This is a genomic window from uncultured Roseibium sp. (assembly GCF_963675095.2).
Lineage (GTDB): Bacteria > Pseudomonadota > Alphaproteobacteria > Rhizobiales > Stappiaceae > Roseibium.
Genome location: NZ_CAXXSJ010000007.1, coordinates 64,493 through 81,440, shown reverse-complemented (window position 1 = coordinate 81,440; position 16,948 = coordinate 64,493). Strand labels below are relative to the sequence as shown.

At 58.2% G+C, this 16,948-nt stretch carries 8 protein-coding genes and 1 tRNA gene; 4 read left to right on the top strand and 5 right to left on the bottom strand.

Annotated elements, in window-relative coordinates; translation table 11 throughout:
• Positions 1 to 4: 4 nt before the first annotated feature.
• The 3 genes from ABIN98_RS03625 to ABIN98_RS03615 all read right to left on the bottom strand — a co-directional run bounded on the left by ABIN98_RS03625 (position 5) and on the right by ABIN98_RS03615 (position 4,175).
• Entirely contained in the window at positions 5 to 2,629 is a 2,625-nt protein-coding gene (locus ABIN98_RS03625; protein WP_346907485.1) for a TRAP transporter permease, read from the bottom strand.
• Positions 2,630 to 2,773: 144 nt separating this feature from the next.
• A complete protein-coding gene (locus tag ABIN98_RS03620; protein ID WP_346907483.1) occupies positions 2,774 to 3,739 on the bottom strand; it encodes a TAXI family TRAP transporter solute-binding subunit in 966 nt (321 codons plus the stop codon).
• A 175-nt stretch (positions 3,740 to 3,914) separates the two neighbouring features.
• Positions 3,915 to 4,175 (bottom strand): hypothetical protein, encoded by a 261-nt coding sequence (locus ABIN98_RS03615; RefSeq protein ID WP_346907481.1) that lies wholly within the window; start codon positions 4,173 to 4,175, stop codon positions 3,915 to 3,917.
• 458 nt (positions 4,176 to 4,633) lie between these two features.
• Between ABIN98_RS03615 and ABIN98_RS03610 the strand changes: the two genes are divergently transcribed.
• The 4 genes from ABIN98_RS03610 to ABIN98_RS03595 all read left to right on the top strand — a co-directional run bounded on the left by ABIN98_RS03610 (position 4,634) and on the right by ABIN98_RS03595 (position 9,477).
• Positions 4,634 to 4,709 (top strand) — tRNA-Lys (locus ABIN98_RS03610).
• Positions 4,710 to 4,878: 169 nt separating this feature from the next.
• Entirely contained in the window at positions 4,879 to 6,432 is a 1,554-nt protein-coding gene (locus ABIN98_RS03605; protein ID WP_346907479.1) for a trimethylamine methyltransferase family protein, read from the top strand.
• A gap of 7 nt (positions 6,433 to 6,439) precedes the next feature.
• On the top strand, positions 6,440 to 8,473 hold the full coding sequence (locus ABIN98_RS03600) for an FAD-dependent oxidoreductase (protein WP_346907477.1): 2,034 nt from the start codon (positions 6,440 to 6,442) through the stop codon (positions 8,471 to 8,473).
• 26 nt (positions 8,474 to 8,499) lie between these two features.
• Complete coding sequence (locus ABIN98_RS03595; protein WP_346907475.1) at positions 8,500 to 9,477, top strand: GlxA family transcriptional regulator; 978 nt, start codon at positions 8,500 to 8,502, stop codon at positions 9,475 to 9,477.
• Between the two features lie 111 nt (positions 9,478 to 9,588).
• Here the strand turns inward: ABIN98_RS03595 and ABIN98_RS03590 are convergent, their stop codons facing one another.
• Positions 9,589 to 15,132 (bottom strand): autotransporter outer membrane beta-barrel domain-containing protein, encoded by a 5,544-nt coding sequence (locus ABIN98_RS03590; protein ID WP_346907473.1) that lies wholly within the window; start codon positions 15,130 to 15,132, stop codon positions 9,589 to 9,591.
• Positions 15,021 to 16,238: a hypothetical protein gene (locus tag ABIN98_RS03585; protein ID WP_346907471.1), complete on the bottom strand. Its 1,218-nt coding sequence runs from the start codon at positions 16,236 to 16,238 to the stop codon at positions 15,021 to 15,023. The genes ABIN98_RS03590 and ABIN98_RS03585 overlap by 112 nt, the downstream gene beginning before the upstream one ends.
• Positions 16,239 to 16,948: the final 710 nt, after the last annotated feature.

The window sequence follows — 16,948 nt, the reverse complement described above, 5'->3', positions numbered from 1 at the left end:
CCCGTCAGAATGCCGGAACCGTGGTGCGGCGCCGTTGCAGGAAGACGATGAGACCGAGCAGCAGAAGAGCCGGAATATAGAAGATCTCCTTGGCAACCCGCGATGCTTCGATTTCGACCTTTTCAATTTCGACCGGCGTATCCGCATAATAGTCGAACTGTCCATTGGTCTTCAGGTCAAGCCATTTGCCGGGGAACGGCTCGTCCAGCAACGCCTTGCCGTTGTCCTCATTCACGACCACCCCGATCTTCTCCAGCCGGCTGACGCCGTCAGCCTTGTCCCCTAAGGGCAGAAGGATCGTGAGATAGTCGATTTTGTCCGTATCCTTGTAATCCGGTCCCCGCAGAACGATCCTGAGCGTTGCGCCGTCAGGTTCTTTTTCGGCGAGAGCCGCGATTTCCGTACCCGGACGTTCGTCAAAAGGCGGCTGAACATAGTCGAGCCAGAACCCGGGCCGGAACAGCGTGAAGGCTATAAGAAGAAGGCCAACGGATTCCCAGATGCGGCTTTTGGCAAAGAAATAGCCCTGCGTGGCGGCCGCGAACAGCATCATCGCGACGACTGCAACGATGAAGATAAACACGGCCTTGGCCGGGCCGACATCGATCAGCAGCAATTCCGTGTTGAAAATGAACAGGAACGGCAGCAGCGCGGTCCGGATATCGTAGGTGAAGCCCTGGATACCGGTCTTGATCGGATCGCCTCTCGAGATGGCGGCAGCGGCAAAGGCCGCCAGTCCGACCGGCGGCGTGTCGTCGGCCAGAATCCCGAAATAGAAGACGAACAGGTGAACGGCAACCAACGGCACGATCAGTCCACTCTGAGCTCCGACCGATACGATCACCGGTGCCATCAGCGATGACACCACGATGTAGTTTGCGGTTGTCGGCAGGCCCATTCCGAGGATGAGGCTCATCAGGGCAACCAGAAACAGCATCGCCATCAGGTTTCCGCCGGACAGGTATTCGACGAACTCGCCGACGACCTGGTGCGCCCCGGTGAGTGAGACGGTTCCGACAATCACGCCGGCTGCCCCTGTGGCAACCCCGATCGCGATCATGTTTCGGGCGCCGGCAATCATGCCATCGATGAAGTCACGCCACCCATTCGAAAAGTCAGAAGTGAGATTGCCTCCCTGGCGGAAAACCGTCTTCAATGGCCTTTGCGTCAAAACGATGAGGATCATGGCAACCGTCGCCCAATAGGCGGAGAGGGTCGGCGACAGCCGCTCGATCAGGATGCACCAGATCAGAATGACGATCGGCAGAAGATAGTAGAACCCGGTCACCGCCACGTCCCATGCCCGAGGCAGTACGTCCATCGGTGCATTGGGGTCGTCCATCTCCAGGTCCGGATGCCGGGCGGCAACGATCAGCAGGACAAGATAGGCCAGAAGAAACAGGAGCGATGCCGTGGCAAAGGTCATGTTCGGAAAGACAACCTTGATCCAACCAAGACCGTAATAGACGGCGGAGGCAAGCACGGCCATCAGAATGAAACCAAGCAGAACGCCTGACAATTTTCGAGCCAGGGTCATGGTTGCCGGTGGTTTCTGCAGCCCCTTCAGGCCGAGCTTCAGCGCTTCGAGATGAACGATATAGACGAGCGCAATATAGGAAATCAGCGCTGGCAGAAGGGCGTGCTTGATCAGCACCGGATAGGCGACGCCGGTGAACTCGGAAATCAGGAAGGCCGCGGCCCCCATGACCGGCGGTGTCAACTGCCCGTTGGTCGAGGAAGCGACTTCGACGGCGCCCGCCTTTTCCGGTTTGAAGCCGGTGCGTTTCATCAAGGGGATCGTGAAGGTTCCGGTGGTCACCACATTGGCGATCGAGGAGCCGGAATACAGTCCGGAGAGCGCAGAGGCGACCACCGCTGCCTTTGCCGGTCCGCCCCGCAAATGCCCGAGTAGGGCAAAGGCCAGTTTGATGAAGTAGTTACCGGCCCCGGCCTTTTCCAACAATGATCCGAACAGGACGAACAGGAAAATCATGGAGGCGGAGACGCCAAGCGCGACGCCGAAGACACCTTCCGTTTGCATCCAGAAATGCCACATGGCCTTGCCGAAGGAGGCCCCCTTCCACTGGATCGCATCCGGCATGACCGAAAGATGGCCGAAAAAGACGTAGAAGACGAAAACGGACGCGACGATGACCAGCGGCAGGCCAAGCGCCCGGAAAACAGCGATGCCCAGGCTCAACATGCCGAGCGTGGAAAAGACCAGGTCGGCGGTCGTCGGCAGACCTGCACGATCTGCGATGTCGTTCTTGAAATAGAGCAAATAAAGACAAGAGGCGGCCCCGATGATCGCCAGCGCCCAGTCGTACACCGGCACATGGTGACGTGAGCTTTTCTTGAACAGGGGATAGGCCAGCATGGCCAGCGCAAGCGCGAAGGCCAGGTGGATTTCACGTGCTTCCTGGTTGTTGAAGACAACATTGACGCCGAGCGTCTCTGTCAGAATGAAGGGGATGTTGGACGCGATATAAAGCTGGAACACCGACCAGACGAAGGCCAGCCCAAGAATGAATTTCCCCGCGAAACCGGCCGCTGATCGCGCGCCGCTTTCCACTTCCGCGACCATCAGGTCGACATCGACTTCCGCGTTTTGCCTTTTTTGTTCCGACATGACAGCCCCCGGATCCCCATTCAACTCATGTGCCGGGACATGCGGATCGGCTCTCGCCCTCATCAACCGCAATCGCCATTCCCGGTTCGCGCGCAGCAATTAGAAACGCCGGGAGGAAAACCGCCCGGCGTTTCCTTGCGACCGTTACATCCAGCCGCGTTCCGTGTAGTACTTGATCGCGCCCGGATGGAGCGGAGCGGACAGACCGTCCTTGATCATTTCCTCTTCCTTCAGGTTCTTGAAGGCGGGATGCAGGGCCTTGAAGTCGTCGAAGTTGTCGAAGACGGCCTTGACGACCGTGTAGACGACATCATCGGGCACATCCGCAGAGGTGATGAAGGTTGCGCCGACACCGAAGGTCATGACGTCCTGATCGGTTCCCTTGTACATGCCGGCCGGGATGGTGGCCGTGCGGTAGTAGGGGTTGTCCGCAACCAGCTTGTCGATCGGTGCTCCGGCGACGGAAACGAGTTCCACGTCACAGGTGGTGGCGGCTTCGGTAATGGCGGCTGCCGGGTGACCGATGGTGTAGATCATCGCGTCAATCTTGCCGTCACACAGAGCCTGGGCCATTTCGGAGCCCTTCAGCTCGGCCGCAAGAGAGAAATCGTCCATCGTCATGCCGAAGGCGTCCATGACCACTTCCGTGGTTGCCCGCTGGCCGGAGCCGGGATTGCCCACGTTGACCTTCTTGCCCTTCAGCTCTTCGAAGCTCTTGATGCCGGTATCCTTGCGGACAATGAGGGTAAACGGCTCCGGATGGACGGAAAATACCGCCCGTTCCTTCTCGAACGGACCCTGTTCCTGGAATTTCGAAGTGCCTTTATATGCGTGATACTGCCAGTCGGACTGGGCGACGCCGAATTCGAGTTCACCGGCCCGAACCGTGTTGATGTTGTAAACGGACCCGCCGGTCGATTCGACCGAACAACGAATGCCGTGCTCCTTGCGGTTCTTGTTCACCAGGCGGCAGATCGCGCCGCCGGTCGGATAATAAACGCCGGTCACGCCACCAGTCCCGATCGAAATAAATTTCTGATCGGCGGCTGCAGCAGCGCTGAAGCTACCGGCGAATACCGCCAGGCCAAGCGCAAGGCTCGTGATTTTCATGGGAAACCTCCACCGTTATGAATTGGCACGTTAAGTGGCCATTCGGATAAATCCGAAGGTGAAAGCTAACCAAAAAGAAACCGGATAGAAAACCCTCGCCGCGATTTTTTTGACGAAAAGGTCGAGAAAATACGTAGCGCCTGATGCGACTTATGTGCAGCGCCTTGGAAAATTATCAATTCGCCGACTTGCCGCCATTGATGACTTCAAAAAGCGTCTGACGCAGGATGGCTTCATCTTCTCCGGAAGTAAGCCCCTGACGCCATTGATCAATTACCAAACGAAGACCGAGCGTGTCCCGCGTATGCGGCAGCTCGTCGAGAAAGCCGGCGAAAAAGCTGTCGAGGCGATTCCGATCCAGCACACCCTGGTCGATCAAACCGTGAATCAGGGTCATGGTTGCTGCGATGTGGCTCTTGACGAACTCAAGCTCCACCGTTTCCGGATTCCGTTCGATAGTCCGCTTCTGCATTGATCGTCTCGCGTGGTTAATCAGCAAAACCGATTTATTTTCAACTATCGGTAATGCTCAAATGTGATCAGTTGGCATTGTCAAGAATACTAGTCCATACTTTCAACACCACTACCGAATACTTTGAAAGGAGGTAACATCAAGTCAGAAAAATACCAAATGTATACTGCCTGATTTTTCAAAAAGCGCAACATATTATTAACGCAGGGTCATAAAAACGATTACATATGAATAACTTCCATTGGCGACTTTTACAATTGGCGTGAAAACAGCCTCTGAATTTATGGAATTTCCCCCTTGAAACTTTTTCCGGCTCGGCATACACACTCGCCACATCGCAAGCGGCATACCAGCTCATGCCGTCAGCGGGCGATCCCTGAATTCCTAACAAAGGATGAACCGGGATCGTTAACAAATGGTGAGAGCCGATAGCTCAGCTGGTAGAGCAACTGACTTTTAATCAGTAGGTCCAGGGTTCGAGCCCCTGTCGGCTCACCATATCTCCTTCATAACTCCATGAATTTCACGCTCCTCTAGGGACCATTCCTGGAGGAAACAATATTTGCATGGCTATAGGCAGCTTGTCGCAAAAATGCTGCTGATGTCGCTCAGAGATAGGCGGCGCATCATTCCGGCGTGATCAGGCTATGCCGACGAGGGATGTTTCATGCAAGACACTTTACGCAAGACTGGTCGGTTTGGTGGGCGCTCTGCCCGGCGCGCGATACGTGAGGCAACTGATTTCAGCATGTTGCCGGGACTGACAAGCTCCCTGCCGGTCTGCGACGTCATGAATGAAGAACAAGTTCATCTCATCGATGATGCCTCAATGTCGATTCTGGAAAATGTGGGAATAGTGTTCCGCGATCCCATTGCCCTGGAGGATTGGCGCAAGGCCGGCGCCGATGTCGAAGGCGAATTGGTGCGCCTCGACCGTGGCCTGATCCGAGAGTTGATCACTACGATCCCAAGCGAGTTTACCTACTTCGCAAGAAATCCGGACCGCAATATCCGGTTGGGCGGCAAGCACGCCATGTTCATTCCTATGACGGGCGCCCCCTACTTGCGCGACCTTGATGACGTGCGACGCAGCTCAACGCTTGACGATCTGGCTATGTTTCACAAGCTGGCGCACATGATGCCCGCGCTACATTCCTCCGCTCACCATATCGTCGAACCCAACGACCATCCGATCAGCCACAGGCATCTGCAGATTACATATTCGTCGATGAAATATTCCGACAAGACCTTCATGGGAATGACGAGCAGCCCGAGAAACGCAGAGGATGTGCTGGACTTGTGCTCTATCCTGTTCGGTGCGGACTTCATGGAAACTCATCCCGTCGTCACGGGAAACTGCAACGCCAACTCACCTCTGGTCTGGGACGAAACAATGCTGGGGGCTATGCGCGCCTTCAACCGGCGCAATCAGCCTGTACTGTGTTCGCCTTTCGTCCTGGGTGGAGCCAATACGCCGGCTTCGGTGGCGCCGACGGTGGCGCTGCTCAATGCGGAGGCGCTGAGCGCACTGGCTTATACGCAGGTCATCCGGAAGGGCTGCCCGGCCATCTATGGGCACTATCTTTCGACCGTCTCGATGAGGTCTGGAGCACCCATGGCGGGTATGCCTGAAATCAGCCAGATGAATTTCATGATCGGCCAGATGGCAAGGTTCTACGATGTACCATGGCGAACTTCGAGTGCTTTGGGCGGAGCCAAAACATTTGACGCCCAAGCCGGATATGAGAGTGCGACGACCCTTTCTGCAGTCATGCATTCCGGCGCGAATTATATCTGGCATTCAGCGGGCTGGAATGAAGCGGGAATGCATTGCTCCGTAGCGAAGTTCATCGTCGATGCTGAACAATGTGCAATGGCTTATCGCATGGCGGAAGGTCCGCGATGGGACGACTTCGAGGAAGGACTGGATGCGATTACAGATGTCGGTCCGGGCGGGCACTTTCTGGGGCATCCTCACACGCTTGAAAACTTCCAGCGGGCGTACTTCATGCCCGAAATGTTTGACAACAATTCAATCGAGCAATGGCAGGCCGAGGGAAGCACTGAAATTACCGAACGGGCTCTCGGACAGGCGCGCAAGCTGCTGCGCGAGTATCAAGAACCCACGCTGGACCAGGCAATCGATGAAGCTCTTCTGGCCTATATCGCGAGGCGCGAGACGGAAATCCCGGCAGCGGACGCTCTGAACCAGGAGTATTGAACCGGTCATGAAGAACGACCCATTGCTCGAGCCCTTTCAGTTGCGCCACCTGACTTTACGCAACAGGATAATGAGCACGGCACACGCACCATCTTTTGCGGAAGGCGGGCACCCCGGGGATCGGTACCGGCTTTATCACGAGGAAAAAGCCAAGGGTGGGATCGGGCTGACCATTATTGGTGGGTCCACAAACATAGCCCCTGACAGCCCGTCGGTTTTTGGTCAGCTATACGCGGGTGATGACAGCATCGTTCCCTGGTTCAGAAAATTGACGGACGGTGTCCGATCCCATGGCGCTGCCGTGATGTGCCAGATCACCCATATGGGCCGGCGGACGGTGTGGGATGACGGGCACTGGCTTCCAGTCGTCGGGCCCTCGGGAACGCGGGAACGCGCCCACCGGTCGTTTCCGAAGCCGATGGAAATCCAAGACATAAATCGTGTCATCTCCCAGTTCGCCTATGCGGCCAAACGCTGTCAACAGGGCGGCTTCGACGGGATAGAGATCCTTTCCCATTCACATCTTCTCGGGCAGTTTCTATCCCCGCTGATCAACAGGAGAAACGACGATTACGGCGGCAGCCTGGACAACCGGCTGCGCCTGACACTGCAGATCCTGGAGGCCGTCCGTGAGGCCGTTGGACCGGACCTGATCCTGGGTATGCGGGTAACCGGCGACGAATTGAAGAAAGGCGGACTGGAAGCCGATGAATGCGTAGAAATTGCTCGCAGGATCTCGCAGACCGGTGCTGTCGACTTTCTGAATGTCCTGGCCGGTGCACCTTATGATGACCTCGGATTGGCAGGATGGGTTCCCCCCATGGGAATGCCCTCCGCGCCTCATCTGACAATCGCAGGTCGCATCCGGCAAGCCGTCCCCCTGCCCGTCTTTCATGCCGGTGCGGTGGCCGATATCGCTACGGCCCGACATGCGGTCGCGGAAGGATATGTCGATCTCATCGGGATGACGCGTGCGCATATGGCCGACCCTTATCTGGTCTCCAAGCTTGCACGCGGGGATGAAGACCGCATACGCCCCTGCGTCGGCCTTGGTTATTGCGTTGATCGGGTCAATCAGGGCAAGGCCGCAGTCTGCGGACATAATGCGGCCACCGGGCGCGAGGCAGTCATGCCGCATATTATTCCCCGAGCGGATGCCATCCAGAAGGCTGTCGTCGTTGGAGGCGGCCCAGCGGGGATGGAAGCTGCAAGGGTTTGCGCACTGAGAGGCCACTCCGTGGTTCTGTTTGAAGCCAGCGAAAGTCTGGGCGGACAGTTGAAGCTGGCCAGTCAAGGTGTAATCCGGCGCCAAATCCGGGGTGTGGCAGACTGGCTGATCCAGGAGATTGGCAGGCTCGGCGTTGACGTCCGATTGAACACATATGCCGAGTTGGATGAAATAGAGGCAGAAATGCCGGACCTCGTGGTCATCGCAACAGGTGGATGGCCCGAAGAACTGCCAATTGACGGGGCAAAGTTGGCTTTCTCGAGTTGGGATGTCTTGTCGGGCGAGGTTCGGTTACAGGGTAACGTCCTGCTCTACGATGAGGTCGGTGAACAGTCCGCGCTTGTGTGTGCCGACGCCCTGGCAAGGGCCGGTTGTTCCGTCACTTACGTGACGCCTGACCGTATGGCCGCGCATGAACTCGGTCCGACGAACTCTGCCGTAGTGCTTCGGGCTCTGGCAATGCAGTCGGTTGCGTTTGAATGTTTTCAGGATATAGAAAGTATCGCGCAAACAAAAAGCGGGGTAGCCGTTACTCTGCGCCATGTTCTTACCGGAGAACCCACCGAGAGGCTGGTTGATCATGTTGTCATAGAAAATGGCGTATCACCCATGGATGTCCTCTATCACGAACTCAAGCCAAGATCCTTCAATCTCGGTCAGGTCGATCAACGCTCGATTGTCGAAGGACGGGACCCTTTCAAACCGCTGCAGCCTGAAGGCAGGTTTTATCTCGCGCGGATTGGTGATGCGATTGCGGGGCGCAATATTCATGCTGCGCTTCTTGACGCGTTACGGATCTGCAAGGACATCTGACCCAGCACTTAAGACCGAGACTTCCCTTGGACGGGCAATCCCCACACCCCTCAACCGAACATTTTGAATTCCTTCTGGTCGAGAACTTCTCGCACCTCGCGTTTTCATGCGCGGTCGAACCGCTGCGGCTCGCCAATTATGTCTCCCAGAAGAGACTATACAGTTGGTCATTTGCCTCGGAGGACGGTCGATTCGCGCGTGCTTCCAACGGCTCCGAAACGCGTGTATCGCACAGCTTCAATGAGGTCGGCCGCTCCACCCGGTCCGACTATCTGTTCCTTCTCTCCGGCATTGGCGTACAAAGTGTCGAGACCGCAAATCTGCTATCTGCCTTTCGTCGCGGTCGTGCTCATGGTTCACGGGTCGGAGCACTTTGTTCCGGGACCTATATTCTGGCCTCTGCGGGATTTCTCGATCAGCAAAAGGCAGCGATCCACTGGGATTATCATGAAACCTTCATGGAAGAGTTCCCACAGGTACGTTTAAGCCGAAGCGTTTTCGTCGCCGAAGCCCCCATTATCACCGCATCCGGCGGTTCGGCTACCGCTGATCTGATACTTTACCTTATCAGGCAGAAACATGGTGAGGACCTCGCAACCCAAGTGGCCGATCAAATGATCTACAACGCGGTCCGGGACGCGGAAGCGGCACAACGCGTGTCATGGCAGTCCCGCCACGGCATCCGCAACGAACATCTGATCCGCGCAATTCAGTTTATGTCGGAGAACATGGACGATCCGCCACCCGCATCTGTGATCGCACGTAAACTCGGGATATCCGGGCGGCAACTGGAACGTCTGTTTGGCCGCTATCTGAACTGTTCTCCCAAAAAATATTATGTCGATCTTCGGCTGCAAAAGGCACAACGGTTGTTAATTCAGACGGACATGTCCGTTACCGAGGTCGCATATGCGACTGGCTTCAAATCACCGACCCACTTTTCACGGGTTTACCGGGCGCAATTTGGGATTTTGCCAAGCGAACAGCATCGAAAGATGGATTAGCGATATTTAATTGGCCATGTCGCCATTCGAGAGAATTCTGCCATCCGGTTTGAGCAACCCGATGGCAGAACTCCTTCAGCTCAGATGCCTGCGCTCTCTCAAGCAGATAGACTAGAATTCCAGGCCCAGACGCAAGGCAGCCGTGTTTGATGTCATCTCGGAGCCGAACTGCAGTCCATACTCGAAACGGGCTGAAAAGTTGTTTTCATTCTGTAAGTCCAGACCCAGGTCCAACCGTCCGACCAGATCCGGCACATGCCGGCCGATCTGGAAGGTTCCAGCGGAAGCGGGAGCGCCCCGCAGACTGGCAGTGGTTATCCATTCATCATTGGACATCGCAACAAATCCCAGGCCGGTATAGGGCCTAAGCGTCCAACCATTTTCAAGTGCCAGTCGCCCCCCAATCTCGAGGTTGGGTGAAAAGGCCAACGTGATTTCGTCCTGTGACAAGACGTCAAGAGCAAGCCCGGCTGGGCCCTCCTCCCCATATGACGGCACGTGGGTATACATGACGTCGAAATCCGTTCTTGGCCGTAAGTACCAATTGGCGAACGCCATTTCGTATTGCATGCGAAAACGCCCGCCGACGGTCACCGTATCGAAATCGCTGTTAATGGTGACCGGTGTTCCTTGAACATTCACCAGCCGCTGATTGTCATACCAGCCAAATCCAATTCCAGCCCCGATGCCGAAATACCAAGGCCCTTCGACGTGCTTGATTGCAACCTCGGCATTGATCAGATCGCCGGTGCTCGATGCCGTCGCACCTTGCGCTTTCGATGAAACTGTCGAATAGGCAGCCGTGGCGCCGAGGAACCAATCATCAGCGATTTCCGCTTGTCCGCCAACTCTGAGGCCCTGAGTCGCAATATGCCGGTCCGGTAGAGCGTCGGGGCCGCCGTATTTGATGGAGGATCCCATCGCTTTGCTCCAGATGCATGACGTTTCACCGAGCAGCGTTCCGCTATCTTCCGAAAACGTCGGACAACTGAAGGCGCTATCTAGCCCGGAACGTCCGGAAAGAGCCTGATCGTTGGCGTTGAAAGCGGACGTCTGTCCTGAAAGGGTGTCCAGGGTTTCTGCATAGGAGGCCGCGGTCTGATCGTTGTAGACCAGGCCGAAAGCTGCTGACATTTCACCATAATCCGCACTCGGATTGGACAGCGCTTCGATAGCATTCCAGGACCGTTGAAGATAGTATGCGATCGAAGTCTCGTTTTCATTCAGGTTTGCGCCTGAAGGCAGGAAATCAGCTGACGGGGTGATCTGGACTTGCGTTGGCAGAAATGTCCGATTCCAGTCAAATACTATCGAATTGTCTATGACACCCGCTGACCCTGACAAGTTATAGCCGTTGCTGACTTCAAATATGGAGTAGGTCTGCGGCAAAATCGCAGAGACCTTTGGATCGATGAAGCCGTCCAGAACCGCGTTGCCATCACGGACAACCAACAGGTCGGAAACGTTCGTCCTGTCTCGGGTGTCGATGTCCACCGCGAAGACGCCGGAGTCACTCTGGACGAAATCTCCATTCAGCCTCAGGTAGGACTGGAAGGTTCCCTTGCCGCCGGGATTTATGGTTCCCTCGTTCTGGATGCTCTCGAGAACACTGACGCTACCCGCATTGAAGGTGCCGCCGGCCAGATTCTGGAACGTGGCGTTCGTTGCGGGATTGGCGTTGTCGAACGTGTCGTAGAGCAGAACCGCGCCGGTCACAGTCCCGCCGTTGGCGACGGTCGTGCGGCCGTCCGCCGACAGGATCGCGGTGCCTGAGGCGCCGTTTGCATTCGAAACAGACCCTGACGTCGAGATGATGATCTTGTTCGTTTCCTCGCCTGCCGCATTCAAGGCGACGCCGCCCGAGACGAGAATACCCGCGGCGGTGCTCGATTCGCTCTGGCTGTCGTCAAGGTAGGTGCCGCCGACGACCGCCCCGCCGATGGTCAGCGCAATCCCGCTCTCCTGGGTGGACGATCCCGCGCTCTGCACCAGGATGCCATTGGCGTTGAACCCGGATGCCGTGATCGTACTGCCCGCGTCTTGCGTGAAAACGATCGTGCCGCCATCGCCCGACGCGTAGTCTCCCGTACCGATGGACATGACCAGTTGGCCATCAACACCGATCACCCCTCCGCCGGATCCGCTCGACTGCAGGACGACCCCGTGCGCGTTCGTGCCGGTCGTGGTGATTTTGCCGGCAATGTCGATCGTGATGTTTCCACCCGCGCTCTGGCTGCCCGTATAGGACAGCGGGAGGTTGTTGATGCGGGTGAAGACCGGGTCGAGCGAAGAATCTCCCGCGAAGCCGCCGCTGCCGCCAATGGACTGGGCGAAGATGCCGAACGAGCCGTCGCCGGTGGTTGCGATTCCCGCGCCCGCTTCGACCGAAACGGAGATGTCGCCACCGATGCTGCCGGACTGCCCCGAACTGAACTTCACGCTCGAGACATTGGAGTCGTCCCCGGCCGCGATACCGCCGCCGCCGCCAATGGACTGGGCGAAGATGCCGAACGAGCGCGCTCCGGAGGTGAATATCAGTCCGTCGGTCTTGGTGATGCTGATGGCGCCGCCGTCGCCGTCGGCACCGGCATTGCCGCCGAGCGTGATGGAGACGTCGTTTTCGTCCTTCCAGGGCGAATCGTCATAGGAAATGCTATCGGCGCCAAGGCAGCTCGATGCCGTCACACCCTGGAGGTTCTCGCTAATCCCGGGATTGGAACAGCCGGAACTGGCCAGACCGCCGCCGCCGCCGACGGACTGGGCCAGCACGCCATAGGCATCGTTGCCGGCGGTAACGATCAGTCCGCTGTCGGCAGCCAGAGAAATCGAGCCACCATTGCCGCCCGAGCCGCTGTTGCCGCCATCGCCGAAGCCGAGCCCGATCGTGGTTTCGGTGTCGACCGTCCCTTCCGCACCGACCCCGCCCCCTCCGCCGACCGACTGCAGCAACACGCCATGGGCGCCGTAACCGGCGGTCAGTACGCTACCACTGTTGGTCAGGGATACAGTGCCGCCGTCGGAACCTTCTCCGGCATTGCCGCCCAGGCTGATGTTGGCGCTGTAGGTGCCGTCCTTGCCCGCCTCGCCTATATCGGTGAGAACGCCGTTGGACGTGGCTGACGCAAGTCCACCGTTGCCACCGCCCCCCCCAATGGATTGGGCCTCGATCCCAAAGGCACGCAGTCCGTAGGTGGTGACCGTGCCGGAATTGGTCACGGTAACCGTACCGCCCGCGCCGCCCGCGCCGCCCTTACCACCGATCGCGATGTCCGCCGAATAGCTGTTGGAGGCCTGCGCCAGGCCGTCTTCGATTTGCCCGGCGACGCCGATATTGGCTGACGGATCCGAACTGCCGCCGACACCGCCGCCGCCGCCGATGGACTGGGCCAGAATGCCGATCGAATCCCCGCCCGTCGTGATCGTCAGACCCGCTTCGTTGGTGTAGTTGGCAAGTCCGGTGACGATGACGCCGCCGTTGGTCACATTCACGGTGCCACCGTCGTTGCCGGAGCCGCCATTTCCCCCGATTGTGAGATTCCCGTCGAACGTGTCGCCGCTCGAGGAAGCCTGTCCACCCGTCGCGGCACCGCCGCCGCCACCGATCGACTGAGCGAGAATGGCTTTGGAGGTCGACCCTTGCGTCAGGATATAGCCAGTGGCCTTGTTCACGACGGTAACTGCACCGCCGGTATTGCCCGTACCACCGGTCCCGCCGACACCAATGGTGAGATCGATGGCTTTCCCCGTGTCATCCCCCAGATTAGGGCTCGAAGCCGAGGCATTGCCGGAGCCGCCGGTCCCGCCACCGCCGCCGATGGATTGCGCGACGATGCCCGTTGCGTCGTTGCCGTAGGTCGCGATCGTACCGCGATTGCCGCAGACCGCGCAGCTGTCGTCCAAACCGTTTTTGACCGTTACCGCGCTGCCGGTTCCTCCGCCCCCGCCGGTTCCGCCAATGGCAATCGCGAGCTTCAAGCTCGGCATTTCGCCCTCGATGCCGTAGGCGGCCGCTGTTGCGTCGCCGCCATTGCCACCGCCGCCGCCAATGGACTGGGCATTGATGCCGAAGGACGCATCCCCGGACGTTGCGACCGTGCCGACGTTGGAAACCGTTACGCCGCCGCCGTCGCCGCCCTTACCCCCGCTGCCTCCAACGGCAAAGCTCAGCGACAGGCTCGGAAATTCATCGGTGGGAAACGAGAGCGACTTTGCGGAGGCTGCCCCGCCCGTTCCCCCGCCCCCGCCGATAGACTGGGCCAGTATGCCGGTGGCATTGGCGCCGTCCAGTGTAGGGCCGCCGGAATAGGTATAGATGCAGTCTTTGACTTCGTTGCAGCCGGTCTGGATCGTACCGGAATTGGCGACCTCCACATCGCTTCCCTTGCCGCCCTCGCCGCCCGACCCACCCATGGCGAGTGAAATCGTGATGACGCTCGCGGAGTAGCTGTTGGCGGAGCCACCCGTTCCGCCGCCGCCGCCGACGGACTGGGCAATGATACCCCAGGACTGATTGCCCACGGTCGTAATGGAGCTTGCATTGCCCACCTGCACCTTGCCGGCGTCCCCTCCGTTGCCGCCGGTACCGCCGATTGAGTCCGCGAGGATACTGCCGAAAGCATCTCCGGATCCGCCGTTGCCGCCGCCGCCGCCGATCGATTGGCTGATAACGCCGGCTGCAAAGTGGCCACGCGTAACCAGTCCCGATGCCCCCGCGATGTCGACCGTCACGTCCCCGCCATGGCCGCCATTCCCGCCGGCGCCGCCGACCGCCGCGAACTCACCGTAGGAGTTGGAGCCATTGCCGCCACCGCCACCGACCGATTGCGCCAGGATGCCGATCGCACCGCTGTCGAAAGTGGAAATGGCACTGTCGCCCTTGGCGTGAACCGCGACCGCCCCGCCATTTCCACCGCCGCTTCCGCTCGCGTCGTTGGCCCCGATGAGAGAGACCGAAGCGCCCGAGGACCCGCCGCCGCCACCGATCGACTGCGCCACGATTCCGATGGCGGCCTCGCTCTCGGCGGCGCGGGCCGACGACCCGGTCGTCACGACGCCGGTGTTGGAAACGGTGACGCTTCCACCGTCGCCACCGCCGGAATTGGAGGTCTGGCTGCCGAGCGCGGTCTTCTCCGTATCCGCGAGCACGTTGATCAAGCCGCCGCCGCCACCGGCCGACAGCGCGACGATACCATGCGAGGCCGCGCCGAAGGTTAGTACGGATCCGTCGTTCGTGATCGTCACATCGCTCCCGTCGTAGTCGTCGATGTAGGAAATGGCGTTGCCGAGCACGTTGCTCGCCCCGGAAGATCCGTTGGTGACGATACTCGTCCCGCCCGCGGCGACGGCCGCGAGACCGATGGACATCGAGCCCGAGGTTGTGACCGACCCCTCATTGGTGATCGTGACACTCCCCGGGGAGCCCGGATAGGCGGTGTTGACCGCGCCCGTTTCATAGGGCGAAATATCGGCCAGCGTTCCCGCGCTGACCCCGAGCGCACCGATGGCGAGCGACGTTCCGGATGTCGAAACCGTGCTGCCGCTTTTCAGCTGTATGGTGACGTCGCCCCCGTTTCCCGTTGCGATATTGTCCGCATAGCCACCCGTGCTGATACCCATGACGCCGATACTCGACTGGCCGGAATCGACCGCAGCCACGTCGATCGAACCGCCGGAGGAAAGCGTGATCGATACATTTCCGCCATCGCCCGCTGAGGATGCATCCGTAGTCTGCGACGTTCCAACCTGCTGTAATCGTTGGAATTTCCACCGACCGACATGGCCAGAATACCAGTCAGGCCGCCGTTGGCGCTGTCCTCCAGGCCACGCATGGTGATGTTGCCGCTATTGGTGATCGTGACCGCGCCGCCATCGCCGCCCTCGGCGATCGCGTAATCTTCCCGGTTGCTGCCGATGCCGCCCTGCGAGAGGGCGTAAATTCCGTTGACGCCGTAGGTGTCGACGGTGGTGGCGGTAATATCAATGGAGCCGGAATTGCCTATGGTGATGGCCCCGCCGTCTCCCCCGTTTCCCGCGTAGTCGCGATTGCCCGTCTTGATCGCGACACCGTCGCCGCCTAACGAAAAAGCACCAAGACCGTTCAAGAGAAGCGTGTCGATCAGGACGTTGTCATAGGTCACGACGGTTGGCGGACCGGAGGTGGTCGCAGCGGTGATAGAACCTGTGTTGGTCAGATTGATCGCGCCGCCCAAGCCGCCTGCATAATTCGGCACAAATGGCGATGAACGCGAATCGGAATATCCATCCGCACCAACGGAAATCGCCGAAACGATCCCCCCGCCTTCGGCGAAAGGTTGGTCGGCTGCGCCCGCCGTAATGAGGCCGAGTTGTCCGGGCCGGGCATTCGATATGCTGATCGAACCGTCGCTCGTGACTTCGAGCATCGACCCATTGGTGAAATTGCCGGCGTTCCAGGTCTCGCTCGCCTGAAGGCCGAAGCCACTGTAATTTGCGCCGACGGTGTAGGACGAGTCGGTATTGGTCACGCTGGCGGCCCCGGACAGCGTTACCGAAAGCTCAACGGCTTGGTTGTATTGAGAATTGGCCCCATTCTGCACCCCGGCGGAGCCAATTCCCCCATCAAGATCCGTCGTGCAGGTAATGGGGGGAATGGCGCTAAGGGGGGCCTCGTAGGAGCAGGACACATCGCCGTAACTGACGATTTCCGGCTCGATGAATTGGGCTTGTGCCGCGCCGGCCACCAGAACCAGACCGGTAAAATGACACGGTTTGCGCCAGAACATGAATTCGCGGGAGCTGGAATTTCCCAGACCCGTTGACCGGACAGAAATTGAAGCCCTTGTTCCGGACCAACCGACTTTCAACTTCGACGCTCGACTTTGATACATTCTTGGGATCAACAAGATCCCAAGATGTAATTCCGGCGCGCTTCAGATTGGGAGATGAGACGTCATTGCGGATATGAAGCCGTTGTTCATGCGGGAGTTCGCAGGCAGACGTTGATTTTTCCAATCGAGGAAACAGGTTCGTACGTGCTGCATCAACTTCCAAGCGACGTTTATTGTGCCGGCTAGAACGACCTGCTCGAATGTTTTGATTCTGCATGAAACACCTCCCGCTTACACAAGCGAAATCATGTAGAGATGTTCCTGCGCCCATCAAAAAGCGACATAAAACGCTATTCTGCGACATATTGATTTGTAGTATACTTCACCCCTGGCGCTAAAAGTATAATTCAAGCATTTTATCGACGATCTATACTTACATACATATGTTCCGCAGAGTATTTTTCTTCATAGACAGTCATATATATTTCTCAAGCTTGAATTTATTAACCATATCTCCAGCTGATTGAAGCAGGACCAATTGTGCGATCATATCCGTGTCGGTAATTGCGGATGAATTCGGATCGGGTCTGATCTACCCTTCCCGAATTTGCTCGGGATTATCGTTGAGCTCGCTGCAACCAGTCGCGCGAGGCAAAGAGATTTAA

Excerpts from the sequence above, each read along its gene's own strand:
- ABIN98_RS03585 (WP_346907471.1), bottom strand. The coding sequence starts at position 16,238 with ATGTTCTGGCGCAAACCGTGTCATTTTACCGGTCTGGTTCTGGTGGCC.
- ABIN98_RS03600 (WP_346907477.1), top strand. The coding sequence starts at position 6,440 with ATGAAGAACGACCCATTGCTCGAGCCCTTTCAGTTGCGCCACCTGACT.
- ABIN98_RS03625 (WP_346907485.1), bottom strand. The coding sequence starts at position 2,629 with ATGTCGGAACAAAAAAGGCAAAACGCGGAAGTCGATGTCGACCTGATG.
- ABIN98_RS03620 (WP_346907483.1), bottom strand. The coding sequence starts at position 3,739 with ATGAAAATCACGAGCCTTGCGCTTGGCCTGGCGGTATTCGCCGGTAGC.
- ABIN98_RS03605 (WP_346907479.1), top strand. The coding sequence starts at position 4,879 with ATGCAAGACACTTTACGCAAGACTGGTCGGTTTGGTGGGCGCTCTGCC.